The following is a 24,596-nucleotide window of genomic DNA, read 5'->3' on the forward strand; positions in this document are numbered from 1 at the left end:
CGCCAAACGCCGTTTTGACGTGCCGGTCCGGTTGACTTGGTGCGATCTGGCGGCTTTCTACCCTTTCCCCATGGTCCACAGCGCATTGTCATGATCGAGAAAAACTACCAGCCTGCCGATATCGAGCTCCGGATGGCCCAGCTCTGGGAGGAGAGCGGTGCGTTCAAGGCCGGCCGGCCCGAGCGCAAGGACGCCGCGCCCTTCACCATCGTGATCCCGCCGCCAAACGTGACCGGCTCGCTGCACATGGGCCATGCGCTCAACAACACGCTGCAGGACATCCTGTGCCGGTTCGAGCGGATGCGCGGCCGTGATGTGCTGTGGCAGCCCGGCACCGACCATGCCGGCATTGCCACCCAGATGGTGGTCGAGCGACAGTTGATGGAACGGCGGGAGCCGGGCCGGCGCGATATGGGCCGCGCCAAGTTCCTCGAGCGGGTCTGGCAGTGGAAGGCCGAGAGCGGCGGCACCATCGTCAACCAGCTCAAGCGTCTCGGCGCCTCCTGCGACTGGTCGCGCGAGCGCTTCACCATGGACGAGGGCCTGTCGCGCGCCGTCGTCAAGGTGTTCGTCGAGCTGCACCGAGAAGGGCTGATCTACAAGGACAAGCGGCTGGTCAACTGGGACCCGAAGCTGCTCACCGCGATCTCAGATCTCGAAGTGCAGCAGGTCGAGGTCAAGGGCCATCTCTGGTACCTTCGTTATCCGATCGAGGGCCGCAGCTTCAGTCCCGACGATCCCAAATCGTTCATCGTGGTCGCGACGACGCGTCCGGAGACCATGCTCGGCGACACCGCGGTCGCAGTTCATCCGGACGATGGGCGCTACACCGATCTGGTCGGCCAGCACGTGATCCTGCCGCTGGTCGGCCGCAAGATTCCGATCGTCGCCGACGACTATTCCGATCCCGAGAAGGGCTCGGGCGCCGTCAAGGTGACGCCGGCGCACGACTTCAACGACTTCGAGATCGGCAAGCGCCACGGCCTGCCGCAGATCAGCGTGCTCGACCAGGAAGGCTGCCTCAGCCTGATCGGCAACGAGGACTATCTGCGCGGCCTGCCTGTTGGCGCCGACGAGTTCGCCGCCGAGTTCGACAAGATCGAACGCTTCGCCGCGCGCAAGAAGATCGTCGCAAGACTGGAGGAGTTCGGCTTCCTCGAGCGCATCGAGCCCAACACCCACATGGTGCCGCATGGCGACCGCTCCGGCGTCGTGATCGAGCCGTATCTCACCGACCAGTGGTATGTCGACGCCAAGACGCTGGCGCAGCCGGCGATCGCGGCGGTGCGCTCGGGCGAGACTACGTTCGTGCCGAAGAACTGGGAAAAGACCTATTTCGAGTGGATGGAGAACATCCAGCCCTGGTGCATCTCGCGCCAGCTCTGGTGGGGCCATCAGATTCCCGCGTGGTACGGGCCGGACGGCAAGGTGTTCGTCGCCGAGACCGAGGAAGAGGCGGTCGGCAACGCGCTCGGCTATTACGTCGAGCAGGAAGTCATCACGCCGGAGCAGGGCCACGATATGGCGGTCGATCCCGCCAAGCGCGAAGGCTTCATCACGCGCGACGAAGATGTGCTCGACACCTGGTTCTCGTCGGCGCTGTGGCCGTTCTCGACGCTGGGCTGGCCGGACGACACGCCGGAGGTCGCGCGCTACTACCCGACCAACACGCTGGTCACGGGCTTCGACATCATCTTCTTCTGGGTCGCCCGCATGATGATGATGGGCCTTCATTTCATGAAGCAGGCACCGTTCTCGACCGTCTACATCCACCGTCTCGTCCGTGACGAGAAGGGCGCGAAGATGTCGAAGTCGAAGGGCAACGTCATCGACCCGCTCGGCGTGATCGACGATTTCGGCGCCGACGCGCTGCGCTTCGCGCTGACCCGCGAGGCGGCGCAGGGCCACGACATCCGTCTGTCGCCGCATCTGGTCGAGACCAACCGCAACTTCGCGACCAAGTTCTGGAACGCGTGCCGCTTCGCCGAGATGAACGAGTGCGTGAAGCCGGACAGCTTCGATCCGAAGGGCGCCAAGGAGACGTTGAACCGCTGGATCGCGCACGAGACTTCGCGCGTCACCCGCGAGGTGACCGAGACGATCGAGGATCATCGCTTCAACGATGCGGCCGGTGCGATCTACCGTTTCGTCTGGAACGTGTTCTGCGACTGGTATCTCGAGCTAGCAAAGCCGGTGCTGATGGGCGAGGAGGGCGCGGCCAAGGCCGAGACCCGCGCCATGATCGCTTGGGCGCGCGACGAGATCCTCAAGCTGCTGCATCCGTTCATGCCCTTCATCACGGAGGAGCTGTGGGCCGTGACGGCAAAGCGCGACGGTCTTCTGGTGCTGGCGCCCTGGCCACGCAAGCCGGGCGTGACCGGCGAGCAGCTCGCCGCGATCGCGACCGCAGGTCCGGTCGTCGATCCGATCATTCCGCCGGTCATTGCCGCGCTTGACGCCGACGAGTTCAGCGATCCCGCGGCGGAAGCCGAGATCGGCTGGGTGGTCGATCTCGTCACGGCGATGCGGTCGGTGAAGGCCGAGATGAACATCCCGCCGTCGACGCTGACGCCGCTGGTGATCGTGACCACTTCCGACGAGACGCGCGACCGCGCCCAGCGCTGGAACGAAACCATCAAGCGCCTCGCGCGATTGTCGGACATTTCCTTCGCGGACGCCGCCCCGGAGGGCGCCATGCAGCTGCTCGTGCGCGGCGAAGTCGTCGCGCTGCCGCTAAAGGGCGTGATCGATCTCGCGGCCGAACGGGCGCGGCTGGAGAAGGAGCTCGGCAAGGCCGACGCCGACATCAAGCGGGTCGACGCAAAACTCTCCAACGAGAAGTTCGTCGCCAACGCGCCGGAAGAGCTCGTCGAGGAAGAGAAGGAAAAGCGCGCGGCGGCGCAGGAGCGTCGGGCCAAGATCCTCGAGGCGATCGAGCTGTTGAAGAAGGCGTCATAACGGGCAGCACGGGTAACGCTCAGAACCGCTTGCTGAGGAATTTCGATCCCTTCAGCCCATAGCGCCAGGGCAGCTCGACGGCCTTGGTGATGCCAATCCGCACACCGGTGACGATGTCGGGCATCTCCGGCCGTGCGTGGAGCGCGATCGGGGGTCGATCGAGCGGCAGTTCGCTATGGGCGATGGTGATGCCCATCGCCTCGCACAGCTTGCCCGGCCCAGAGCACAGCGCGCGTTCGTCCTCGAGCCCGCGCCGCCGGCGCATCGCGGCGAGCCCATGGGTCGGCTCGATCGCGCGGATCAGCACGGCGCTGGCCGAGCCTGGCGCCTCGCAGACGAAATTGACGCACCAATGGATGCCGTAGGAGCGGTAGACGTAGGAGAAGCCCGGCGGGCCGAACATCACCTGGTTGCGCGGGGTCGGGCCGTTGAACGAGTGCGCAGCCGGCTCGGTGTGATGGTAGGCCTCGACCTCGGTGATGATCCCGCCGACGCCGCCGACCAGGAAGGTTGCGCCGATCAGGTCGGGCGCGACCTCGTGGACGCTGCGGTCGAAGAAGGAGCGTTTCAGCGCCTTGCCGAGGTGCGGCGCGGGCGTCGTGGTCGATCGGGGTTTTTGAGCCATTTTGAGGTGGGAATCGGACGGAACGGACCCTCGACACTGCCAATATATTGGCTGGTCTGCTAGGGTCGCATAGGCCGGGTTGCGAGCCGTGCCAACACGGATTAGCTATGGCCTCTCGCGACTTGCAGGCACAAATGGTCACCATCGTCGACACCATCTCCACCGCTCAGCTCCGCCCGCGTCACCCCGAAAAGGTGAACCGGCCGGATGCCGTGTCGCCGCCGAAGCCGGATTGGATCCGTGTTCGCGCGCCGAACACGCGCGGCTATGCGGATACGCGCCGCATCGTGAAGGAGAACGGCCTCGTCACGGTGTGCGAGGAGGCGGGCTGCCCCAACATTGGTGAGTGCTGGGACAAGAAGCACGCCACCTTCATGATCATGGGTGACACCTGCACGCGCGCCTGCGCGTTCTGCAACGTCAAGACCGGCATGCCTGGCGCGCTCGAGGCGAGCGAGCCGGACTATGTCGCCGAGGCGACCGCCAAGCTCGGGCTCACCCATGTCGTGGTGACCTCGGTCGACCGCGACGATCTCGCCGACGGCGGCGCCGAGCATTTTGCAGCGACCATCCGCGCCATCCGTGCCCGCTGCCCGACCACCACGATCGAGATCCTGACACCGGACTTCCTGCGCAAGGATGGTGCGCTCGAGCGCGTGGTCGCGGCCAAGCCCGACGTCTTCAACCACAATCTGGAAACCGTGCCGTCGCGCTATCTGACGGTCCGTCCCGGTGCCCGCTATTTCCATTCGATCCGGCTCTTGCAGCGGGTCAAGGAAATGGACCCGACCATCTTCACCAAGTCCGGCATCATGGTCGGCCTCGGCGAGGAGCGGCACGAGGTGTTGCAGGTGATGGACGATCTGCGCTCGGCCGAGGTCGATTTCCTGACCATCGGCCAGTATTTGCAGCCGACGCGCAAGCATCACGCCGTGATGCGCTACGTGACGCCGGACGAGTTCGCCGGCTACGAGCGCGTCGCCTATACCAAGGGTTTTCTGATGGTGTCGGCGAGCCCGCTGACACGCTCGTCGCACCATGCCGGCGAGGATTTTGCGAAGCTGCAGGCGGCTCGCTCGGCCCGCGGCCGCTAGTTTTTGAACGGCAGGAGGCCGGCGCCAACACGCGCCGCTGCCTGATCGAGCCTTGACCGAGTCTGGACGGGACCAATGCAACGCGTTCTGGTGATGGGATCGTCGGGGTCCGGCAAGTCGACCTTTGCGCGGCGGCTGTCCGCCACGACGGGCATCCCGACCGTGTCGATCGATGCGCTGTACTGGAAGCCGGGCTGGATCGAATCCGACAAGAGCGAATTCGAGCACAGCATGATCGCGGCTGCGCGCGAGCCGCGCTGGATCATGGACGGGAATTACACGCGATATGGCGCAGGTGAGCTGCGCCGCGAGCGCTCCGATACGATCATCTGGTTCGACCTGCCTCGATCGGCCTGCATGCTGGGCATCTTCAGGCGCATTGCCGGCAGCTATGGCCAGGTTCGCCCCGAGATGGCCGAAGGCTGCCCGGAGAAGATCGATCTGGAATTCTTCCGCTACGTCTGGACCTATCGCCAGCAGCAGCGGCCGAAGCTGCTCGAATATTTCAAGGGATTGCGCGCCGATCAAGCGCTGGTCTGCTTCACCGATCGGGTGCAAGCGGACCATTATCTGGAGAGCGTCGCACGCGAGCAAAACCGTGCGAGTATTCACTGATGCCACGATTCTCAAGCAAGCGGCGGGTCCGCCACACCGCACCTCAAATGTTCGATCTGGTCGCCGACGTCGAGCGCTATCCGGAATTCGTGCCGCTGTGCCAGGCGCTCAAGATCCGCCAGCGCACGCCAAAGGACGACGGCACCGAGATCGTGGTGGCCGACATGACGGTCTCGTTCAAGCTGGTGCGCGAAACCTTCACCAGCAGAGTGACGCTCGACCGGCCCAACCTGAAGATCCTGGTCGAATATCTGCGCGGCCCGTTCAGCAACCTGGAGAATCGCTGGAGCTTCGAGCCGAAGTCGGAGACCGAATGCGATGTCGGCTTCTTCCTGAACTACGAATTCAAGAGCCGAATGCTGGCGATGCTGATGGGCTCGATGTTCGACGCCGCGTTCTCGCGCTTTGCCGCCGCGTTCGAGAAGCGCGCCGACCAGGTTTACGGCAAGCCTCAGCTGTCGGCATAGCGAAGCCGTCTCGTTTGAATCTCCAGAACGCAAATGCCCGGCGCGGGGCCGGGCATGAACGATAATATGGGTGCGTTCGTCGCCATTACGGGCAGGAACGACGCACACCGCCCTTTGCGATGTAGGTGCCCGAAGCCGGGTCGTAGGAGCGGAAACGCTGCGAGCAATAGGCGTCGTTGTTGGCCTTGGCCTGACTTGCCGCGATGGCACCGCCGATGATCGCGCCCGCTGCTAGCCCACCGATGACTGCGCCGGCATTGCCGCCGCCGTGATAATGACGATGACCGTAGTAACCGCCGCCGCGATAGCCGTATCGCGGGCCGCCATGCCAGTGACGGTACTGCACGTGCTCGACGGAGGTCGGCCGGTCCTGCAACCGCGCGGGCGCGAGCGGTGCGGCGAACGAGGGGGCAACAGTCGACAGCGTCATGGCGCCCGAGGCGATTGCGGCCACGACCAAAGTTCCCAACTTCATCATTTTCTCCTTGTTGTGAAATTTTGCTGCTTGGAAAAACAATTCAAACAGCAGAGTTGGAACCATAGAAAACGGCGAACCGACGTCGCAGTTCCGCCTGGGATTGGCGGCACTGGGTCGCAGTTGACACAGGGTAGTGTGAGGTTTGCCTTCGCGCGACTCGACTTGTGCCTATCCGCGCGGCGGCCGCCGGCGTTTCGCGGCGTGGCTTCGTGGCGATCGCGCCACCCGCGGCCGCAACCGGCTGGCGGCTTCGCGGCGGGGGGGCTTTGCCGCCTGCGGCGGGCGCGCGAGCTCCATCAGCATGCGTAGCGCCTCGACCACCGAGCGCTGCCGCACCGTGCTGCGGCCGATCGCGCCAAATCGCTGCTCACGATGAAGGATGCGGCCGTCGCGCGCGGCGACGGCAAAGTGCACCAGGCCGACCGGCTTGCCCGGCGTCGCACCGCCCGGGCCAGCGATCCCCGTGATCGAGACCGCCAGGTCGACGCCGGCCTTTTCCAGCGCGCCGATCGCCATCGCGGTTGCCGTTTCCTTGCTGACGGCGCCGAACGTCTCCAGCGTCGCCGCTTTGACGCCGAGCATCACCCGCTTGGCCTCGTTGGAATAGGTGACGAAGCCGCGGTCGATAACGTCGGACGATCCGGGAATGTCGGTGAGTGCGCCGGCGACCAGGCCGCCGGTACAGGATTCGGCGGTTGCGATCGTCAGCTTGCGCATCCGGCACAGGTCGAGCAGCGCGCGGGAGAGGGCACGAGCGTCGCTGCCGCCCATGTCAGGCACTCCAGCCTTTTTCATCCCAGGGCAAGCGAACCGTGGCGCTCGCGGTCGCCGCGATGCCTTCCTCACGGCCGGTGAAGCCGAGCCGCTCGCTGGTGGTCGCCTTGACCGCCACGCGCGAGATGTGGACGCCGGAGATCTCCGCGATCTTCGCCCGCATGGTGTCGCGCAGCGGTCCGATCTTCGGCCGCTCGCAAATCAGCGTCACCTCGAGATTGGCGATCCGTCCGCCGCGCGCAGTGACGCGCTCAACGGCGTATTTCAGGAATTGGTCGGAGGAGGCGCCCTTCCACTTGGCGTCGCTCGGCGGGAAATGCGAGCCGATGTCGCCGTCGGCCAGCGCGCCGAGGATCGCGTCGACCAGCGCATGCAGCCCGACATCGCCGTCGGAATGGGCCAGGAATCCCTTGGTGTGCGGCACGCGCACGCCGCAGATCATGACATGGTCGCCGTCGCCAAAGGCGTGCACGTCGTAGCCGGTGCCGGTCCTGATGTCGCCGAGCTGGCTTGCGAGCCGCGCTTCCTCGCGCACGAAATCTTCGGGGGTGGTGAGTTTCATGTTGGCAGCATCGCCTTCAAACGTCGCAACGGTCAATCCCGCCCATTCAGCAAGCGCGGCATCGTCGGTGAAATCGCTGCGGCCCTCGCGCGCCGCACGACGATGCGCCTCCAATATTACGTCGAAACGAAATGCCTGTGGCGTCTGCGCGATCCGCAGGCGGGCACGCTCCGGCGTCGCCTCGACATCGCCGGTATCGCCGGTGAGCTTGATCGTGTCGGTGACGGGAATGACAGGGATCGCGGCGCCGGTGCGGCCAGCCGCGGCGATCGCGCGGGAGATCACGGCTGCGGTGACGAAGGGGCGCGCGGCATCGTGGATCAGCACGATGTCAGGCTTCGCGCTGGCGAGCGCCTCGAGCCCGGCATGGACCGAGGCTTGCCGTGTCGCGCCGCCCGGTGTTGGCGGTTGATGGCGGAGGCCTGCGACCGCTTCATCGAACAGCGCGGCATCGTCAGGATTGACCACCGGCTGCACCGCGAACACGTCGCGATGTCCGGAGAACGCCTCCATGGCGCGGTAGATCACGGTCTGTCCGCCGATCATCCGGTACTGCTTTGGTCCGCCCGCGCCGGCGCGCAGTCCACGGCCGGCTGCGACAAGGATGGCTGCGGTACGCTCAGGCTTCGGCATGTTGAACCAGTGACAGACGAATCGGGATTGAGGGGGACGGCGGGAGACCACCGCGCACAGCCCTTAGCATGACCGCTGCGCAAAAACAGAGCGTTCGCCGATGACTGTGGGAAAAGCAGATTTTGTTGCAGTGCACTTGCAGTGGTGGTAGGAATGTCTAAACCGTAGGCATGAGCCTTGACTGCACAAGAATTGTGCGCAGAATAGGCGAGGTCGGCTGCAATGGCGTGGCTGACAGAACGACGAGACGGCTGTGACCGGCGTGCAAACTACTCCTCGTAACCCATTGAAGATAGGCGATATTGCTGTCGGCAACCGGGTTCTCCTCGCGCCCATGTCCGGCATCACCGACGCGCCCTTCCGGCGACTCGCCGCCAATCTGGGGGCGGGCCTGGTGGTCTCCGAGATGACCGCCAGCGACGATCTGGTGAACGGCAAGCCGATGTCGAAGCTGCGTTGTGAGGCAGCCGGGATCGGGCCGCATGTGGTCCAGCTGGCCGGCTGCGAGACCCATTGGATGGCGGAGGGCGCGCGGATCGCCGAGGGCGCCGGCGCCGACATCATCGATATCAACATGGGTTGCCCGGCACGCCACGTGACCGGAGGCCAGTCCGGATCGGCCTTGATGCGCGACGTCGACCACGCCGTCGCGTTGATCGAGGCGACCATCGTCGCAGTCAATGTGCCGGTGACGCTGAAGATGCGGCTCGGCTGGGACGATCGTTCGCTCAATGCGCCCGAACTGGCACGCCGCGCCGAGGCATCAGGCGTCCAGATGATCACCGTGCATGGCCGCACCCGCTGCCAGTTCTACAAGGGCGAGGCCGACTGGAACGCGGTACGCGCGGTCAAGGATGCCGTCACGATTCCGGTCGTGGTCAATGGCGATATCACCTCGTTCGACAAGGCCGTCGCCGCGCTGGAGATATCGGGCGCCGACGCCGTCATGATCGGGCGCGGCGCGCAGGGCCAGCCCTGGCTGCCCGGCCAGATCGGCCGCCGCCTCGAGACAGGGGTCGCCGAGGCCGCGCCGTCGCTCGCCGAGCAGCTCGAGCATGTTCGCGCGCTTTATGACGAGGTCTGCAGCCATTATGGCCTGCGCATCGGACTCAGGCATGCGCGCAAGCATCTGGGCTGGGCGCTGGAGACCGCTGCGACCTATAGCTGCGCGCCGGCGGCAACGCTGAAGACCTGGCGGCAGGCGATCCTGACCTCGGAGCAGCCGTCCAGTGTGCATCGCGCGCTCGAGGACGCCTACGACGATTTTGCCTGGAGTGCTGCCGCATGACGTCAGCCATGGAATTCCGCCGGCCCGTGCCTACTGATGGCGAGGCCATCCTCAACGCACTGCCCAATCCGGTGCTGCTGGTTGCACCCGACGGACGGATCGTCGACGCCAACATCGCCGCCGAATCCTTCTTCGAGATCTCGACGCAGTTCTTACGCCGGCAGTCGCTGAAGGAGCTGGTGCCGTTCGGCAGCCCGCTGCTCGCGCTGATCGAGCAGGTGCGGGCGAGCGGCTCGCCGGTCAACGAATACAAGGTCGATCTCGGCACGCCGCGGATCGGCGGCGATCGTCAGGTTGATCTGCACGTCGCGCCGCTGACCGAGCGGCCCGGGCATATCGTGGTGATGCTGCAGGAGCGCACCATCGCCGACAAGATGGACCGCCAGCTCACCCATCGCAGCGCGGCGCGCTCGGTGATCGCGCTGGCGGCGATGCTCGCACACGAGATCAAGAACCCGCTGTCGGGCATCCGCGGCGCCGCGCAGCTGCTGGAGCAGCAGGCGTCCTCCGAGGACCGGCTGCTGACGCGGCTGATCTGCGACGAGGCGGACCGTATCGTGACGCTGGTCGACCGCATGGAAGTGTTCGGCGACGACCGTCCGGTGGCGCGCGGCCCGGTCAACATCCATTCCGTGCTCGACCATGTGAAGCGGCTGGCGCAGTCCGGTTTCGCCCGCAACGTCCGCTTCATCGAGGATTACGATCCGTCGCTGCCGCCGGTGCTGGCCAATCAGGACCAGCTGATCCAGGTGTTCCTCAACCTCGTGAAGAACGCGGCCGAAGCGGTCGCCGATCTCGGCACCGATGCCGAGATCCACCTCACTACGGCGTTCCGGCCGGGCGTGCGGCTGTCGGTGCCCGGCAAAAAATCGCGGGTCTCGCTGCCGCTGGAATTCTGCGTCAAGGACAACGGCTCAGGCGTGCCGGAAGATCTGCTGCCGAACCTGTTCGATCCCTTCGTCACCACCAAGCAGACCGGAAGCGGGCTCGGCCTTGCGCTGGTCGCCAAGATCGTCGGCGATCACGGCGGCATCATCGAATGCGAGTCGCAGCCGCGCAAGACCACCTTCCGCGTGCTGATGCCGATGTACAACGCCGCCAAACACCACGACCAAAGCAACCGCGATGACGTTCCGGGTACGTCCTCGCCTGCCTCTCAGGATATACGATGAGGAACACCAATGCCTGCAGGTAGCATACTTGTCGCTGACGACGACACCGCCATCCGGACCGTCCTGAACCAGGCGCTGTCACGCGCCGGCTACGAGGTGCGTCTGACTGGCAACGCTGCCACGCTGTGGCGCTGGGTCAGCCAGGGCGAGGGCGATCTCGTCATCACCGACGTGGTGATGCCGGACGAGAACGCGTTCGACCTGCTGCCGCGCATCAAGAAAATGCGGCCGAATCTGCCTGTCATCGTGATGAGCGCGCAGAACACCTTCATGACCGCGATCCGCGCCTCCGAGCGCGGCGCCTATGAATATCTGCCGAAGCCGTTCGACCTGAAGGAACTGATCACCATCGTCGGCCGCGCGCTGGCCGAGCCGAAGGAGCGGGTCTCCAGTCCCGCCGACGATGGCGAGTTCGACTCGATCCCGCTGGTCGGCCGCTCGCCGGCGATGCAGGAGATCTACCGCGTGCTGGCGCGGCTGATGCAGACCGACCTCACCGTGATGATCTCGGGCGAGTCAGGCACCGGTAAGGAGCTGGTCGCCCGCGCGCTGCACGATTATGGCCGGCGCCGCAACGGCCCGTTCGTCGCAGTCAACATGGCGGCGATCCCGCGCGACCTGATCGAATCCGAATTGTTCGGCCATGAGCGCGGTGCGTTCACCGGCGCCAACACCCGCGCCTCCGGCCGCTTCGAGCAGGCCGAGGGCGGCACCCTGTTCCTCGACGAGATCGGCGACATGCCGATGGAAGCGCAGACCCGTCTGCTCCGCGTGCTGCAGCAGGGCGAATACACCACCGTCGGCGGCCGCACTCCGATCAAGACCGACGTGCGCATCGTCGCGGCCTCCAACAAGGATCTGCGCATCCTGATCCAGCAGGGCCTGTTCCGCGAGGATCTGTTCTTCCGCCTCAACGTGGTGCCGCTCCGGCTGCCGCCGCTGCGCGAACGCATCGAGGATCTGCCCGACCTGATCCGCCACTTCTTCTCGCTCGCCGAGAAGGACGGGCTGCCGCCGAAGAAGCTCGACACCCAGGCGCTGGAGCGGCTGAAGCAGCACCGCTGGCCGGGCAACGTCCGCGAGCTGGAAAACCTCGCCCGGCGGCTCGCCGCGCTCTATCCGCAGGACGTCATCACCGCCTCGGTCATCGACGGCGAGCTAGCGCCGCCGGCCGTCACCTCGGGCAGCACCGCGACCGTCGGCGTCGACAATCTCGGCGGCGCCGTCGAGGCCTATCTGTCCTCGCACTTCTCCGGCTTCCCGAACGGCGTGCCGCCGCCGGGTCTCTATCACCGCATCCTCAAGGAGATCGAGATCCCGCTGCTGACCGCAGCCCTCGCGGCGACCCGTGGCAACCAGATCCGGGCCGCCGACCTGCTCGGGTTGAACCGCAATACGCTGCGCAAGAAGATCCGCGACCTCGATATCCAGGTCTACCGCAGCGGCGGCTAGGCTGGCGGGGCCAGGCGCAAGCCTCGCCACCGTCATTGACTAGTCACAAATGGTTTTGAGGACACATCGCTGCACCGCGGTTTGCGCCGCGGAAATGTCGCAATTCGGCAACATTGTGATATGATTGCATCAGTTCGCAATTCCCGCGGGCGATCGCACTCAGCTCAATTGCCGGTATGACCAGCGCAGAGACCACCGCTTCAACGTTACACGCGTCTACGGCCGAGCCCACAGCAGAGGCGCGGGGCTTCCCGCTGCGGCGCTGGCTGGCGCCGTTCGCCGTTGCGATCGCGCTGTTATCGGCCTTCCTGACCTTCGTGGTGCTGACCGGCCTGACCCCGATCGAACCGACTTCCGAGGTTGTCCGCTCCTTCCTGATGATCAACGCCGCCACCATCCTGCTGCTGGTCGGCATCATCGTCCGGGAAGTCTGGCAGATGGTGCAGGCGAGGCGGCGGGGCCGGGCGGCGGCAAGGCTGCACGTCCAGATCGTCGGCCTGTTCTCGGTGATCGCGGTCTTGCCGGCCGTGCTGGTGTCGATCGTCGCCAACGTCACCATCGAGCGCGGCCTCGACCGGCTGTTCTCCGGCCCCACCAAGCAGGTGATCCAGAACTCCCTGACGATTGCCAGCGCCTACATGCAGGAGCACGCGCAACTCATCAACGGCGACACGCTGGCGATGGCCAACGATCTCGCCCATGCGCGGCCGCTCTACGACCAGGATCGCATGACGTTCCTGCAGCTGATGACGGCCGGCGCCGAGGCGCGCAACCTGCCGGTCGCTGTGCTGATGGACAAGGACGGCAAGATCGTCGCCAGCGCCGAAACCGGCGTCCGCCTGAACTATGAAGCGCCGCCGCCGGACATCCTCAAGGACATCAACGAGACCGAGCCGAAGATCTCGGTCTTCCCCGAGAACTACGTCGCCTCCGTGGTCCGCCTGCGGGCCTATGACGACATGTTCCTGTACGTGGCGCGGCTGCTCGATCCGGCTGTCGTAGCCCAGCTCAAGCAGACCCAGACCAGCGCGGCCGAATACGCCCAGCTCGAGACCCGCCGGCTCGGCATCCAGGTGGCGTTCGCGCTGATGTTCGCCGTGATCGCGCTGACCATCCTGATGGCCTCGGTGCTGATCGGCCTCAACTTCGCCAACGGGCTGGTATCGCCGATCCGCCAGCTGATGGGGGCGGCGAGTGAGGTCTCGACCGGCAACCTCAATGTCCAGGTGCCGGTCCACAAATCGGCGAGCGACCTCGCGCTGCTCGGCGAGATCTTCAACAAGATGACCCAGGAGCTGCGCACCCAGCGCAACGAGCTGGTCGACGCCAGCGAGACCATCGACAGCCGCCGCCGCTTCATCGAAGCGGTGCTGTCGTCGGCCAGCGCAGGGATCATCGGGGTCGATGCCTCCGGCAGCGTCGGCATTCTCAACCGCTCGGCGGAGAAGCTGATCGGGCATGCCGAGTCGGAGACGCTCGGCCATCCGCTCTCGGACGTGCTGCCCGAGCTCGACGAGATGATGAAGACGGCGCGCGAGGGCACGCAGCGCCTGGTGCAGGGGCAGGTCACGATCCTGCGCGACGGCAATGAGCGCAATCTGTCGGTTCGCGTCTCGGCAGAGCAGACCAGCCAGTCGCGCGATAGCTACATCATCACCCTCGACGACATCACCGAATTGGTCTCCGCGCAGCGCACTTCGGCCTGGGGCGACGTCGCCCGCCGCATCGCCCACGAGATCAAGAACCCGCTGACGCCGATCCAGCTGTCCGCCGAGCGGATTCGCCGCAAGTTCGGCAAGACCATCACCGAGGAAAAGGACAAGTCGATCTTCGAGCAATGCACCGACACCATCGTGCGGCAGGTCGACGACATCAGGCGCATGGTCGACGAGTTCTCGCGCTTTGCCCGGATGCCGAAGCCCGTGATGGAAGGCGAGGACGTCGCCGACGTGGTGCGCCAGGCGGTGTTCCTGATGAAGGTCGCCCATCCCGACCTCGACATCGAGGCCGACATCAAGCAGTCGCCGCTGCCGGCGCAGTTCGATCGCAGGCTGATCTCGCAGGCGCTGACCAACATCATCAAGAACGCGACCGAGGCGATCGAGCAGGTGCCGCGCGAGGAGCTCGGCAAAGGCCGCATCGACGTCGTGGCTCAGCGCGAAGGCGACGACATCCTCATCGATGTCGTCGATAACGGCATCGGCCTGCCGAAGGTCGCCCGCGCGCGTCTGCTCGAGCCCTACGTCACGACGCGGGCGAAGGGGACCGGCCTCGGCCTTGCGATCGTCGGCCGCGTTCTGGAGGACCATGGCGGCCGCATCGAGCTCAAGGACGCGTCCGATTTCCGCGAGGGCCAGCGCGGTGCCTGGATGCGGCTGCGCTTTGCCGTCACGGGCCAGGCGGCCAAGCCTGAGAACAAACCGGAGCACAAGGAACAAAGGCCGGACGTGCCTTCATCCGACCCCGACAGTGAAAAAAATCCACTGCAAGAGCCGACCAACGGCCCGGCACAGGCGACCAACAATGAGCCAAAATCCGATCAGCAAGAACCAAATAACCAAGAGCCAAATGCGCAAGAGCCAACAAGCCAAGAGCCAAAAATCAAAGCCGCGACGGGCGACTGACAACGCAGGTGTAACCCATGGCAAGTGACATTCTGATTGTCGACGACGAAGCTGACATTCGTGACCTCGTTGCGGGTATCCTGGACGATGAGGGATTCTCCACGCGCACCGCGCGCGACAGCGATTCGGCGCTTGCCGAGATCGCCAACCGCCGCCCGAACCTGGTCTTCCTCGACATCTGGCTGCAGGGCTCCAAGCTCGACGGCCTGCAGCTGCTCGAGCAGATCAAGAAGGACAACGCCGATCTGCCGGTCGTGATGATCTCCGGCCACGGCAACATCGAAACCGCCGTCGCCGCGATCAAGCGCGGCGCCTATGACTTCATCGAGAAGCCGTTCAAGTCGGACCGGCTGATCCTGGTCGCGACACGGGCGCTGGAGACCTCGCGGCTGAAGCGCGAGGTCAAGGAGCTCAAGCAATTGGCGCCGGCGGCCAGCGTCCTGACCGGGCGCTCGGCCTGCATGAACCAGCTGCGCCAGACCATCGACCGCGCCGCCAAGGCCAACAGCCGCATCCTGATCGTCGGACCCTCCGGCGCCGGCAAGGAACTCGCCGCGCGCACGCTGCATCATGCATCGGGACGCGCCGAAGGACCGTTCGTGGTGATCAACGCGGCCGCGATCACGCCGGAGCGCATGGAGATCGAGCTGTTCGGCATCGAGGGATCGAACGGCGAACAGCAGCGCAAGGCCGGCGCGCTCGAGGAGGCGCATGGCGGCACGCTGTTCATCGACGAGATCGCGGACATGCCGCGCGAGACCCAGAACAAGATCCTGCGCGTGCTGGTCGATCAGACCTTCCAGCGCCAGGGCGGCACCAGCAAGGTGCATGTTGACGTCCGCATCATCTCTTCGACCGCGCGCAATCTGGAGGAAGAGATCGCCGCGGGCCGTTTCCGCGAGGACCTCTATCATCGCCTCTCGGTGGTGCCGATCCGGGTGCCGCCGCTGTCGGAGCGCCGCGAGGATATCCCCGAGCTGATTGACTACTTCATGGATCAGATCTCGGCCGCCACCGGCCTGCCCAAGCGTCAGATCGGGCAGGACGCGATGGCGGTGCTGCAGTCGCATGTCTGGCCGGGCAACGTCCGCCAGCTCCGCAATAACGTCGAGCGGGTGATGATCCTGGCCGGCGGCGGCCCTGAGGCGATCATCACCGCCGACATGCTGCCGCAGGACGTCGGCTCCATGGTGCCGGCGATGCCGACCTCCAACAACGGCGAGCACATCATGGGGCTGCCGTTGCGCGAGGCGCGCGAGGTGTTCGAGCGCGATTACCTGATCGCCCAGATCAGCCGCTTCTCCGGCAACATTTCGCGTACAGCCGAGTTCGTCGGCATGGAGCGCTCTGCGCTGCACCGCAAATTGAAAGCGCTCGGGGTCGGCTGACGCTGATATACCTGGGCCGGCAATTGCCGGCGGCTCGGCGCGAAGCCCCGGCGGTCACCCCGCCGGGAAAAAAGGACAGTTGAGCCGGCCAGCGAGGTAGGGCAGGGCCGGTACAACCGGGGGATTTATCCACTCTCCACGAGAATATTCGTCTCTTTCCCTGCACTTTCTTAGAATTGCCACCGTGTTCCTACCGACTGCACCGCGAACCGGCTTGCCTAAAAAGCGCGCGTGGCCTCTAATCCTACCGCTACGCCTGCCAGAGGGGGATCTCAGGGCAGGCGGGCAGCCGGAGGAGGCTCCGTCAGAGAGCCGCAACCGGTTCAATAAAAAGAAGCACAAGCTTGCGGGACAAAAACAATGGCGGCAGACCGCGCACAAAATCTACAAGACACCTTCCTTAATCACGTTCGTAAAACAAAGACGCCACTGACGATATTTCTGGTCAACGGGGTAAAGCTGCAAGGCATTGTCACATGGTTCGACAATTTCTGCTTGCTGCTGCGGCGCGACGGTCACTCGCAGCTTGTCTACAAGCACGCGATCTCGACCATCATGCCGGGAGCTCCGATTCAGCTGTTCGAAGGTGGCGAGGACGCACCGGCTTGAGAGTGAACTGATTGGAACCCTTCAATCGTGAAGGGGGCGCCGACCGGACCAAGTCTAGGCCTGGGTCGGCGGGGGACTTGAGCACCGGGCGGGTGATCGTCATCGGCCCGTACATGCGCACGCGCCGTGACGACGGCGGTGCGCAAACGGATTCGTCTGTCCGCGACTATGAAGCGCGGATCGAGGAGGCCGCAGGCCTCGCCGGTGCAATCGACCTCATCGTGGTGGAATCCGTCGTCGCACCGATCAGCCAGATCCGGCCGGCAACCTATCTCGGCAAGGGCAAGGTCGAGGAAATCAACGGCCTCGTCGCCGGCGACAAGGTCGAGCTCGTGGTGATGGATTGCGCGCTGTCGCCGATCCAGCAGCGCAATCTCGAGAAGGCCTGGAGCACCAAGGTGCTCGACCGCACCGGCCTGATCCTGGAAATCTTCGGCCGCCGCGCCAAGACCAAGGAAGGCGCGCTACAGGTCGAGCTCGCCCATCTCAATTACCAGCGCAGCCGACTGGTGCGGTCGTGGACCCATCTCGAGCGCCAGCGCGGCGGCTTCGGCTTCATGGGCGGCCCCGGCGAAACCCAGATCGAGGCCGACCGCCGCCTGATCAGCGAACGCATCACCAAGCTCGAAGGCGAGTTGAAGAAGGTGCAGGCGACGCGGCGGTTGCATCGCGCCGGACGCCAGCGCGTGCCGTACCGCGTGGTGGCGCTGGTCGGCTACACCAATGCCGGCAAATCGACCCTGTTCAATCGCCTGACGCGCGCCGACGTGCAGGCTGCCGACATGCTGTTTGCGACGCTCGACCCCACCCTGCGCGCGCTCAACCTGCCGCATGGCGGCAAGGCGATGCTGTCGGACACGGTCGGCTTCATCTCCAATCTGCCGACCCAGCTGGTAGCTGCGTTTCGCGCCACGCTGGAGGAGGTGCTGGAAGCCGACATCATCCTGCATGTCCGCGACATCTCCCACGAGGATGCGGAGGCGCAGGAGCGCGACGTCGAGGCGGTGCTGCACCAGCTCGGCATCGATCCCGACGCCGATGGCGGCGAGCGCATCATCGAGGTCTGGAACAAGATCGACCGCTTCGACCCCGAGGAGCGTGACAATCTGCGCAACATCGCCGCGCGCCGGCCGCCGGAGCGGCCGTGCTTCCTGGTTTCGGCCGTTACTGGCGAGGGGATCGAGGAGCTCCTGACCGCGATCGAGGATCGCCTCGCGGCCAAGCGCATCACGCTCAATCTTTCGATCGACGCCTCCGACGGCGCCGGGATCAGCTGGCTGCATCGCAACGCCGAGGTCCTGAACAAGGAGCTCAAGGGCGAGCGCTTCGACATGACGGTGCGGGTCGACGAGACCAAGCGCGACATCGTCATGTCACGATTCGATGCTCTGCCGCACGGGACGTAAACGTCCCGGACATCCGTGGCGGCAGGGGAATCGAAGGGGGATCGATGTTCAACCGTCGAACATTGCTCGGCGGTGGCCTGGCGAGCGCTGCGGTCGCAGGGATTTCAACGCGTGGGGTTGCCGACAACGCCGCATTCCTCGATGCACCCGCGCTGCGGCCGGTCCTTGCGCGTCCGGACCGGATGTTTCGTGTCACCGTATGCCTGCGTCCGTTCCGCGCCTCGGGTCCGCGCATCGAAGCGGAATGGATCGACAGTAAATATGTCGTGCACAACTACGGCCACGGCGGCAGCGGCTGGTCGCTGTCCTGGGGCGCCGCGCAAGAGGCCGTGCCGCTCGCCCTGCAATTGAGCGCGCGCAACATCGCCGTGCTCGGCGCCGGCGCGATCGGTCTGACGACCGCGATCACGGCCCAGAGGATGGGCGCGACCGTCACGATCTACGCCAGGGAGCGCTTCCCCCAGGTGCGCTCGGCACGTGCGACCGGGGACTGGTCGCCGGACTCGCGGATCGCGATGGAAGCGGACGTCGCGCCCGATTTTGCCGACCGCTGGGAGCGGATGGCGCGCGCGACCTTTGCCACCCACCAAAGCTATCTGGGCCTTGCCGGCAATCCGATCGAATGGACCGATCGCTATCTGCTCTCCGACGATGCGCCGGACACCGATGGCCGTCCGCACCGGCGTCAGCATGCCGCCGGGGAGGGTCAGAAGAAATTCCTCGAGCTGCGCGGCCGGATCAGGTCGCTCACGCCGCGATGGGAGTTGCTGGCCGCCGGATCAAATCCGTTTCCCGCGCCATACGCCTGGAAGAGCGCCTCGCTCACCTACAATGTCACGGATCTCTACCGTCAGCTCGAAGCGGAGTTTCAGCGCGCCGGCGGGGTGTTCGTACCGATCGAGTTGCACACCCCGTCCGAACTTTCGAAGATCCGCGAAACCGTCATCGTCAACTGTACCGGCTATGGTGCCCGTGCGTTGTTTCATGACGAGAGCATCGTTCCGGTGCGCGGCCAGATCGCCTGGCTCATTCCCCAGCCGGATGTCAATTACGGCGTCTTCTACCGTAACCTCAGCGTCCTCGGCCGGCGCGACGGCATCGTCGTGCAGCCGGTCGGCGAAAACGATTATTTCGGCTTCAACGACGACAACGAAATCCCGGATATCGCCGCCGCGCGCCAGGCAGTGGACGACGCCGCGAAACTGTTCAGCCGGGCCTGACCGGCCGGCACGGCACCTCGCGATCTCCCGAAATGTGACGATGCCGTGACGCGACCGCACTCGACCGCGCCTGCGACGTGCCGCCGCACTTTCCGTTTGAAATCTGCGCCGCCTTGGTTCATTGCGCTGCCGGACGCAAAGCCGAGGCCGATCGATGCAGGACACCGAAACCATCACCCACGACACGATCGCCGGCCGGGACGGGGATCTCGCTCACGCCCGGGCGCCGGAGATCGTCGATGCCCTCAATGCCCGGGAGCCGGCGGATGCGGCGAAGCTGCTGCAATCGCTGCCGGCCGAGAAGGCGATCGAGGTGCTCGACCTGCCCGGGCTCGACAACACCTGCGAGATCCTCGCCGAGTTGCCGCCGGACGCGGCCGTGTCGCTGCTGTCAGGCGTCTCCGACGACCGCGCCGCCGACATCTTCAAGGAACTGGTCGAGCCGCTGCGCACCACGCTGCTGAACGGCCTCAATCCGGATACCCGCAACGTCATCTCCGGGCTGTTGGCCTATCCCGAGCGCAGCGCCGGCAGCATCATGACCACCGAGTTCGTGAGCGTGCCGTCGAACTGGACCATCGCCGAGGTGCTGCATCACATCCGGATGGTCGAGCGCACCCGCGAGACCGTCTACTCGATCTTCGTGATCGACCCGGTCAAGAAGACCCTGATCCAGGCCGTGCCGTTGCGCCGCCTGATTTCGGCCGATCCGCACGCCAATGTGCTGACCGCGGCGCCGGCACGGAAGCCGCTGATGATCGCGCCCGAGGCCGACCGCATGGAGGCGGCGCGGTTGATCTCGCGCTACGACCTGCTCGCGGTCGCTGTCGTCGACGGCCCCGGCCATATCCTCGGCATCGTCACGGTGGACGACGTCATCGACGCCATCGTCGAGGAATCGACCGAGGACGCCCAGAAGTTCGGCGGCATGGAAGCGATCGACGAGCCATACTTGCGGATCGGTTTCGGCGAGATGATCAAGAAGCGCGCCGGCTGGTTGTGTGCGCTGTTCCTGTCGGAAATGCTGACCGCAACTGCGATGCAGTCGTACCAGAGCGAGCTCGAGAAGGCGATCGTGCTGACGCTGTTCATCCCGCTGATCATGAGCTCCGGCGGCAACTCAGGCTCGCAGGCAACCTCGCTGCTGATCCGTTCGCTGGCGCTCCACGAGGTGCGGCTGCGCGACTGGTGGCGCGTCGCCATCCGCGAACTGCCGACCGGCATCATGCTCGGCTCCATTCTCGGCCTGATCGGCATCATCAGGATCACGCTCTGGCAGACCCTCGGCCTGTTCGACTACGGACCACATTGGGCGCTGGTGGCCGCTACCGTCGGCGGCGCCCTGATCGGCATCGTCACCTTTGGATCGCTGTGCGGCTCGATGCTGCCGTTCATCCTCAAGCGCATCGGCTTCGATCCGGCCAGCGCCTCCGCGCCGTTCGTTGCGACGCTGGTCGACGTCACCGGCCTTCTGATCTATTTCGGCGTAGCGGCAGTCATTTTGCGCGGGACGTTGTTGTGAGGCGAGGGCTTCGCCGGTCGATGACTGGCGCGGTCCTGATATCGTCAACCTATCGATAGATCACACGGTATGGGTCCCTGCTTTCGCAGGGACGACAGCGGCGGCGGCGGTCTTTGCCTCATTCCACAGCGCGTCCATCTCTTCCAGCGACGCGTCGTCGAGTGAACGTCCCTTCGCAGCCAGCGCCTGCTCGATGTACGCAAACCGCAGCTCGAACTTGGCGTTGGTCGCGCGCAGCGCAGTTTCCGGATCGGCATCGACGTGGCGGGCGAGGTTGACCAGTGCGAACATCAGGTCGCCGGTCTCTTCCGCAATCTCCGCCTTGTCGTTGCGGTCGAGCGCGGCCTCGATCTCGTCGGCTTCCTCGCGGATCTTGGCGAGCACGGCGCGCGGGTCGTTCCAATCGAAGCCGACCGTGGACGCCTTGCGCTGCAGCTCCATCGCACGCGTCAGGGCTGGAAGGCCTGCCTTCACGCTGGCCAGCAGGGATGTGTGCGCGGTCTCCTCCGGCGTCCGCCGCGCAGCGCGCTCGGCCTTTTCCTCGGCTTTGATACGCTCCCAGGCGCTCTTGACGCCGGCCGGCTGGATGTTGCCATCCTTGTCGGCAAAGACGTGCGGATGGCGGCGGATCATCTTCTTCGTGATCGCCTCGACCACGTCGCCAAACGCAAAGGCGTTCTGCTCTTCGGCCATCCTGGCGTGATAAACCACCTGCAGCAGCAGGTCGCCGAGCTCCTCGCGCAGATCGTCGAGATCGCCGCGCGTGATCGCATCGGCAACCTCATAGGCTTCCTCGATGGTGTAGGGCGCAATGGTCTCAAAGTTCTGGATGAGATCCCAGGGGCAGCCGGTCACCGGCGTGCGCAGCGCGGCCATGATCTCGATCAGGCGGGAAATGTCGCGGGAAGGGGTCATGGGACACCAGCACGAGTGGGGTTTTGGGTTTATGCCAAAACGTCGCCGCTGATCCCAGCAAAACACGCCGGAAACAGGGCACTGTCCACGGATTGGCCGCGGCATCATCAGGTGCTAAATCGCGTTCCATGACCGATCAGACCAATTCCGACACCGCGCTGGTGCTGTTTTCCGGCGGCCAGGATTCCACCACCTGCCTTGCCTGGGCGTTGGACCGCTTCGCGCGCGTCGAAATGCTCGGCTTCACCTACGGCCAGCGCCATGCGATCGAGCTCGATTGCCGCGACCGGTTGCTGGACGGCATCAGGGCGCTGCGGCCGGACTGGGCAGCAAAGCTCGGCGACAGCCATACACTCGCGATCCCCACGCTGTCGGAGATATCAGACACCGCGCTGACCCGCGACGTCGCCATCGAAATGGGCGCCGACGGCCTGCCCAACACCTTCGTGCCCGGCCGCAACCTCGTGTTCCTCACCTTCGCCGGGGCACTGGCCTATCGGCGCGGCATCCGCCACATCATCGGCGGCATGTGCGAGACCGATTATTCCGGCTATCCGGATTGCCGCGACGAGACCATCAAGGCGCTGCAATCCGCGCTCAGCCTCGGCATGGCGAGGGACTTCGAACTGCACACGCCGCTGATGTGGCTCGACAAGGCCGCGACCTGGCGGCTCGCGCATGAACTCGGCGGGGCAGGGCTGGTCGATCTGATCCGCGAGCATTCGCACACATGCTATCTCGGCGAACGCGGCGCGCAGCACGATTGGGGTTATGGCTGCGGCGAATGCCCCGCGTGCAGCCTGCGGGCCAAGGGCTGGCGGGAGTACGTCGCGCAGGGCAGCCCGTAACCGTGGGCCGATCGCCGTCCGCAGGGGCGCGTCGGCAAAATATCGAAAACAACCCCATGCACAGTAGCCGGGGGCTGCCGGCGTTCGACGCGGGTGACTGTCCGTAGCGGGTGACTTGACACGTCGGGCAACTCAGCAGTAATCTTCTATTATTCCGAAAATGGCGATGTAGCAAATTCAGTGTCGTCCCGGCGAAGGGGAAAGAGCCCCCGTACCACATTGAACCGCTACTCGAAATCCTTGGCCGTCAGCACGATCGGCTGGCCGTGCGGGGTACGGTCGGCGGCGTGGTCCCAGGCGTTGCGGTAGCGGTGCAGCGCCTCATGCGTCGTGACGCCTTTGGCGGCGACGAGGTGCTCGAGCGTCGCCAGCCAATGCTGGTAGTACGTCTCGCCGGTGTCGGGATCGCCGGCCGCCTGTGCACGCTTGATCTGATCGGCAAGCGCCGCAGCCCATTCGGGCCAGGTGAACACGCCGCGGTCATGCAGCGTCAATGCCATGGCGAAGGCCTGCGCCTCCCACGGCGCGCGGAACACCGGGCCGTCCTGATCGCGGGGAATGCTGGACACGGCGCTGGTCGCGCGCGCGGCGGCGCCGGCATCCATCAGACCGCCTCCAGATACGGTTCGAACGCGTCGATCGAAACCTTGATGGTTGGGTCAGAGTCCAATCCCCACAATTCGCGTCCATCGAACACGACGGTGTACAGCCATTGCGGATGCTCGCCGGCATCGTTGGCCACCGTATCGGGGAACACGTGACAGCCATGATCGCGCTCGACCACGCCGACATGCCCTCGGACGTAGCGCGGCAGCCGCGTGTGGGTGGCGGGATGGATGTTCTTCGCCCGCACGCGATCGCCGGCCTTGAATTTCGCGGGCGCCGATGCGGGGCGGCCGAACTTGCCGCGCACCATGATGCGCTCGACATCGGGAATCGAAAACTTGCCGTGCTTGAGCGATTTCGCCGGCGCCACGGAATGACCGGCCGCGATGTCGTCCTTGGAGATATAGCCCTTGTCGAGCAGCAGCGCTTCCAGCCCGAGCAGCCATTTCCTGTAATAGGAGCTCGACAGATAGACCTGCGGGGGGAGGGTCTCGCGATAGAAGCGCGAGGCGTCGATGTTGAAGGCGCCGGCGGCGCCCATCGCGCGGACCATGGCAAGCACCCGCGATTCCCATTCCTGATGGAACATCGGCTCGTTCGGCTCGGGCTCGACCTTGCCGAACCCGTCCATGCCGCCCATGTCGTGGACGCCGTTCACGATGGGGCTCCCGGGGTCTTCGGGAAGCCGGTGCCGATCATGGAATCGCGCGTCACGAGGTCGGCGAGCTGTTCTTCGCTCCAGCCCTCGGTGCCTGCGGGCCGCATCGGCAGCACCAGGAAGCGTGTTTCAGCCGTCGAATCCCAGACCCGGATTTCCGTCTCCTTCGGCAGGCTGACGCCGAAATCGGCCAGCACGCCGCGCGGATCCTTGACCGCGCGCGAGCGATACGGCGAGGCCTTGTACCAGACCGGCGGCAGACCAAGCATCTCCCAGGGGTAACAGGAGCATAGGGTGCAGACGACCATGTTGTGACGGCCGGGCGTGTTCTCGATCGCGACCAGATGGTCGCCGACCCGGCTGACATGGCCGAGGGTTCCGACCGCCTTGCTGGCGTCCTCGAGCAGCGCCTTCTTGAAGGCGGGATCGGTCCAGGCCTTGGCGACGACCCGGGCGCCGTTATGCGGGCCGATCTTCGTCTCATAGGCCTGCACGATGGCGTCGAGCGCCGCAGCCTCGACATAACCTTTTTCGGTCAGGATCGATTCCAGCGCGCGCACGCGCAGTTCGGTCTCCGACAGTTCGGAATGGTCGTGATCGTGGTGGTGATGATCATGTTCGCTCATGCCCAGAGAATAGGCGAAACCGCCGTGCTATGTCGAGGCAAGCCGTACACAACAAT

The 24,596-nt window shown here is 65.3% G+C and carries 22 protein-coding genes; 14 read left to right on the forward strand and 8 right to left on the reverse strand.

The window, feature by feature from the left end; all coding sequences use genetic code 11:
• Positions 1 to 90: 90 nt before the first annotated feature.
• Entirely contained in the window at positions 91 to 2,958 is a 2,868-nt protein-coding gene (locus ACVISU_RS00940) for a valine--tRNA ligase (RefSeq protein ID WP_456705694.1), read from the forward strand.
• A 19-nt stretch (positions 2,959 to 2,977) separates the two neighbouring features.
• On the opposite strand, the gene ACVISU_RS00945 is transcribed toward ACVISU_RS00940, so the two are convergent.
• The gene (locus ACVISU_RS00945; RefSeq protein ID WP_456705695.1) at positions 2,978 to 3,583 is read right to left on the reverse strand and encodes a DNA-3-methyladenine glycosylase; all 606 of its coding nucleotides are present in this window, start codon (positions 3,581 to 3,583) and stop codon (positions 2,978 to 2,980) included.
• 134 nt (positions 3,584 to 3,717) lie between these two features.
• Here ACVISU_RS00945 and lipA point away from each other — a divergent pair, with 134 nt between their 5' ends.
• The 3 genes from lipA to ACVISU_RS00960 all read left to right on the forward strand — a co-directional run bounded on the left by lipA (position 3,718) and on the right by ACVISU_RS00960 (position 5,759).
• Positions 3,718 to 4,677 carry a lipoyl synthase gene (gene lipA / locus ACVISU_RS00950; RefSeq protein ID WP_456710734.1) on the forward strand — a complete coding sequence of 320 codons (960 nt, stop codon included), beginning with the start codon at positions 3,718 to 3,720 and terminating at the stop codon, positions 4,675 to 4,677.
• 75 nt (positions 4,678 to 4,752) lie between these two features.
• Positions 4,753 to 5,292: a DNA topology modulation protein gene (locus tag ACVISU_RS00955; RefSeq protein ID WP_456705696.1), complete on the forward strand. Its 540-nt coding sequence runs from the start codon at positions 4,753 to 4,755 to the stop codon at positions 5,290 to 5,292.
• Positions 5,292 to 5,759, forward strand: a complete 468-nt coding sequence (locus ACVISU_RS00960; RefSeq protein WP_050404532.1) for a type II toxin-antitoxin system RatA family toxin — start codon at positions 5,292 to 5,294, stop codon at positions 5,757 to 5,759. The genes ACVISU_RS00955 and ACVISU_RS00960 overlap by 1 nt, the downstream gene beginning before the upstream one ends.
• A gap of 85 nt (positions 5,760 to 5,844) precedes the next feature.
• Here the strand turns inward: ACVISU_RS00960 and ACVISU_RS00965 are convergent, their stop codons facing one another.
• From ACVISU_RS00965 to ACVISU_RS00975, 3 genes are all read right to left on the reverse strand, one after another.
• Positions 5,845 to 6,237 (reverse strand): BA14K family protein, encoded by a 393-nt coding sequence (locus ACVISU_RS00965; RefSeq protein ID WP_456710735.1) that lies wholly within the window; start codon positions 6,235 to 6,237, stop codon positions 5,845 to 5,847.
• A 168-nt stretch (positions 6,238 to 6,405) separates the two neighbouring features.
• Complete coding sequence (locus ACVISU_RS00970; protein WP_050404530.1) at positions 6,406 to 7,008, reverse strand: CinA family protein; 603 nt, start codon at positions 7,006 to 7,008, stop codon at positions 6,406 to 6,408.
• A gap of 1 nt (position 7,009) precedes the next feature.
• The gene (locus tag ACVISU_RS00975; protein WP_050404529.1) at positions 7,010 to 8,206 is read right to left on the reverse strand and encodes a bifunctional 2-C-methyl-D-erythritol 4-phosphate cytidylyltransferase/2-C-methyl-D-erythritol 2,4-cyclodiphosphate synthase; all 1,197 of its coding nucleotides are present in this window, start codon (positions 8,204 to 8,206) and stop codon (positions 7,010 to 7,012) included.
• A 286-nt stretch (positions 8,207 to 8,492) separates the two neighbouring features.
• Here ACVISU_RS00975 and dusB point away from each other — a divergent pair, with 286 nt between their 5' ends.
• The 9 genes from dusB to mgtE all read left to right on the forward strand — a co-directional run bounded on the left by dusB (position 8,493) and on the right by mgtE (position 20,887).
• Entirely contained in the window at positions 8,493 to 9,494 is a 1,002-nt protein-coding gene (gene dusB, locus ACVISU_RS00980; RefSeq protein WP_456705697.1) for a tRNA dihydrouridine synthase DusB, read from the forward strand.
• Positions 9,491 to 10,666, forward strand: coding sequence for a two-component system sensor histidine kinase NtrB (locus ACVISU_RS00985; protein ID WP_456705698.1), 1,176 nt, complete (start codon positions 9,491 to 9,493; stop codon positions 10,664 to 10,666). The genes dusB and ACVISU_RS00985 overlap by 4 nt, the downstream gene beginning before the upstream one ends.
• Before the next feature lie 9 nt (positions 10,667 to 10,675).
• Complete coding sequence (gene ntrC, locus ACVISU_RS00990; protein ID WP_029084144.1) at positions 10,676 to 12,118, forward strand: nitrogen regulation protein NR(I); 1,443 nt, start codon at positions 10,676 to 10,678, stop codon at positions 12,116 to 12,118.
• A gap of 176 nt (positions 12,119 to 12,294) precedes the next feature.
• On the forward strand, positions 12,295 to 14,742 hold the full coding sequence (locus ACVISU_RS00995; protein WP_456705699.1) for an ATP-binding protein: 2,448 nt from the start codon (positions 12,295 to 12,297) through the stop codon (positions 14,740 to 14,742).
• Positions 14,743 to 14,759: 17 nt separating this feature from the next.
• A complete protein-coding gene (gene ntrX, locus ACVISU_RS01000) occupies positions 14,760 to 16,130 on the forward strand; it encodes a nitrogen assimilation response regulator NtrX (protein WP_021079343.1) in 1,371 nt (456 codons plus the stop codon).
• Between the two features lie 360 nt (positions 16,131 to 16,490).
• Positions 16,491 to 16,739 carry an RNA chaperone Hfq gene (hfq, locus tag ACVISU_RS01005; protein WP_006020546.1) on the forward strand — a complete coding sequence of 83 codons (249 nt, stop codon included), beginning with the start codon at positions 16,491 to 16,493 and terminating at the stop codon, positions 16,737 to 16,739.
• An 11-nt stretch (positions 16,740 to 16,750) separates the two neighbouring features.
• Positions 16,751 to 18,145 (forward strand): GTPase HflX, encoded by a 1,395-nt coding sequence (gene hflX / locus ACVISU_RS01010; RefSeq protein WP_456705700.1) that lies wholly within the window; start codon positions 16,751 to 16,753, stop codon positions 18,143 to 18,145.
• 44 nt (positions 18,146 to 18,189) lie between these two features.
• Entirely contained in the window at positions 18,190 to 19,365 is a 1,176-nt protein-coding gene (locus ACVISU_RS01015; protein WP_456705701.1) for an FAD-dependent oxidoreductase, read from the forward strand.
• A gap of 154 nt (positions 19,366 to 19,519) precedes the next feature.
• Positions 19,520 to 20,887: a magnesium transporter gene (gene mgtE, locus ACVISU_RS01020; RefSeq protein WP_456705702.1), complete on the forward strand. Its 1,368-nt coding sequence runs from the start codon at positions 19,520 to 19,522 to the stop codon at positions 20,885 to 20,887.
• Between the two features lie 60 nt (positions 20,888 to 20,947).
• Here the strand turns inward: mgtE and mazG are convergent, their stop codons facing one another.
• Positions 20,948 to 21,802, reverse strand: a complete 855-nt coding sequence (gene mazG, locus ACVISU_RS01025; RefSeq protein WP_050404522.1) for a nucleoside triphosphate pyrophosphohydrolase — start codon at positions 21,800 to 21,802, stop codon at positions 20,948 to 20,950.
• A gap of 128 nt (positions 21,803 to 21,930) precedes the next feature.
• Between mazG and queC the strand changes: the two genes are divergently transcribed.
• A complete protein-coding gene (gene queC, locus ACVISU_RS01030) occupies positions 21,931 to 22,650 on the forward strand; it encodes a 7-cyano-7-deazaguanine synthase QueC (protein ID WP_456705703.1) in 720 nt (239 codons plus the stop codon).
• 227 nt (positions 22,651 to 22,877) lie between these two features.
• Here queC and ACVISU_RS01035 read toward each other — a convergent pair whose 3' ends face one another.
• The 3 genes from ACVISU_RS01035 to nthA are packed head-to-tail and all read right to left on the reverse strand — an operon-like array spanning position 22,878 to position 24,540.
• A complete protein-coding gene (locus ACVISU_RS01035; RefSeq protein WP_456705704.1) occupies positions 22,878 to 23,255 on the reverse strand; it encodes a nitrile hydratase accessory protein in 378 nt (125 codons plus the stop codon).
• Complete coding sequence (nthB, locus tag ACVISU_RS01040) at positions 23,255 to 23,914, reverse strand: nitrile hydratase subunit beta (RefSeq protein WP_456705705.1); 660 nt, start codon at positions 23,912 to 23,914, stop codon at positions 23,255 to 23,257. Before nthB ends, ACVISU_RS01035 begins: the two co-directional genes overlap by 1 nt.
• The gene (nthA, locus tag ACVISU_RS01045) at positions 23,911 to 24,540 is read right to left on the reverse strand and encodes a nitrile hydratase subunit alpha (RefSeq protein WP_173643615.1); all 630 of its coding nucleotides are present in this window, start codon (positions 24,538 to 24,540) and stop codon (positions 23,911 to 23,913) included. The genes nthB and nthA overlap by 4 nt, the downstream gene beginning before the upstream one ends.
• Between the last annotated feature and the right edge of the window lie 56 nt (positions 24,541 to 24,596).

The organism is Bradyrhizobium sp. USDA 4452 (assembly GCF_054063575.1).

Excerpts from the sequence above, each read along its gene's own strand:
- ACVISU_RS00970 (WP_050404530.1), bottom strand. The coding sequence starts at position 7,008 with ATGGGCGGCAGCGACGCTCGTGCCCTCTCCCGCGCGCTGCTCGACCTG.
- ACVISU_RS00975 (WP_050404529.1), bottom strand. The coding sequence starts at position 8,206 with ATGCCGAAGCCTGAGCGTACCGCAGCCATCCTTGTCGCAGCCGGCCGT.
- ACVISU_RS00955 (WP_456705696.1), top strand. The coding sequence starts at position 4,753 with ATGCAACGCGTTCTGGTGATGGGATCGTCGGGGTCCGGCAAGTCGACC.
- ACVISU_RS00985 (WP_456705698.1), top strand. The coding sequence starts at position 9,491 with ATGACGTCAGCCATGGAATTCCGCCGGCCCGTGCCTACTGATGGCGAG.
- nthA (WP_173643615.1), bottom strand. The coding sequence starts at position 24,540 with ATGAGCGAACATGATCATCACCACCACGATCACGACCATTCCGAACTG.
- ntrX (WP_021079343.1), top strand. The coding sequence starts at position 14,760 with ATGGCAAGTGACATTCTGATTGTCGACGACGAAGCTGACATTCGTGAC.
- ACVISU_RS01015 (WP_456705701.1), top strand. The coding sequence starts at position 18,190 with ATGTTCAACCGTCGAACATTGCTCGGCGGTGGCCTGGCGAGCGCTGCG.
- ACVISU_RS00960 (WP_050404532.1), top strand. The coding sequence starts at position 5,292 with ATGCCACGATTCTCAAGCAAGCGGCGGGTCCGCCACACCGCACCTCAA.
- queC (WP_456705703.1), top strand. The coding sequence starts at position 21,931 with ATGACCGATCAGACCAATTCCGACACCGCGCTGGTGCTGTTTTCCGGC.
- ntrC (WP_029084144.1), top strand. The coding sequence starts at position 10,676 with ATGCCTGCAGGTAGCATACTTGTCGCTGACGACGACACCGCCATCCGG.
- mgtE (WP_456705702.1), top strand. The coding sequence starts at position 19,520 with ATGCAGGACACCGAAACCATCACCCACGACACGATCGCCGGCCGGGAC.
- mazG (WP_050404522.1), bottom strand. The coding sequence starts at position 21,802 with ATGACCCCTTCCCGCGACATTTCCCGCCTGATCGAGATCATGGCCGCG.
- ACVISU_RS00965 (WP_456710735.1), bottom strand. The coding sequence starts at position 6,237 with ATGATGAAGTTGGGAACTTTGGTCGTGGCCGCAATCGCCTCGGGCGCC.
- ACVISU_RS01035 (WP_456705704.1), bottom strand. The coding sequence starts at position 23,255 with ATGGATGCCGGCGCCGCCGCGCGCGCGACCAGCGCCGTGTCCAGCATT.
- lipA (WP_456710734.1), top strand. The coding sequence starts at position 3,718 with ATGGTCACCATCGTCGACACCATCTCCACCGCTCAGCTCCGCCCGCGT.
- hfq (WP_006020546.1), top strand. The coding sequence starts at position 16,491 with ATGGCGGCAGACCGCGCACAAAATCTACAAGACACCTTCCTTAATCAC.
- ACVISU_RS00995 (WP_456705699.1), top strand. The coding sequence starts at position 12,295 with ATGACCAGCGCAGAGACCACCGCTTCAACGTTACACGCGTCTACGGCC.
- ACVISU_RS00945 (WP_456705695.1), bottom strand. The coding sequence starts at position 3,583 with ATGGCTCAAAAACCCCGATCGACCACGACGCCCGCGCCGCACCTCGGC.
- ACVISU_RS00940 (WP_456705694.1), top strand. The coding sequence starts at position 91 with ATGATCGAGAAAAACTACCAGCCTGCCGATATCGAGCTCCGGATGGCC.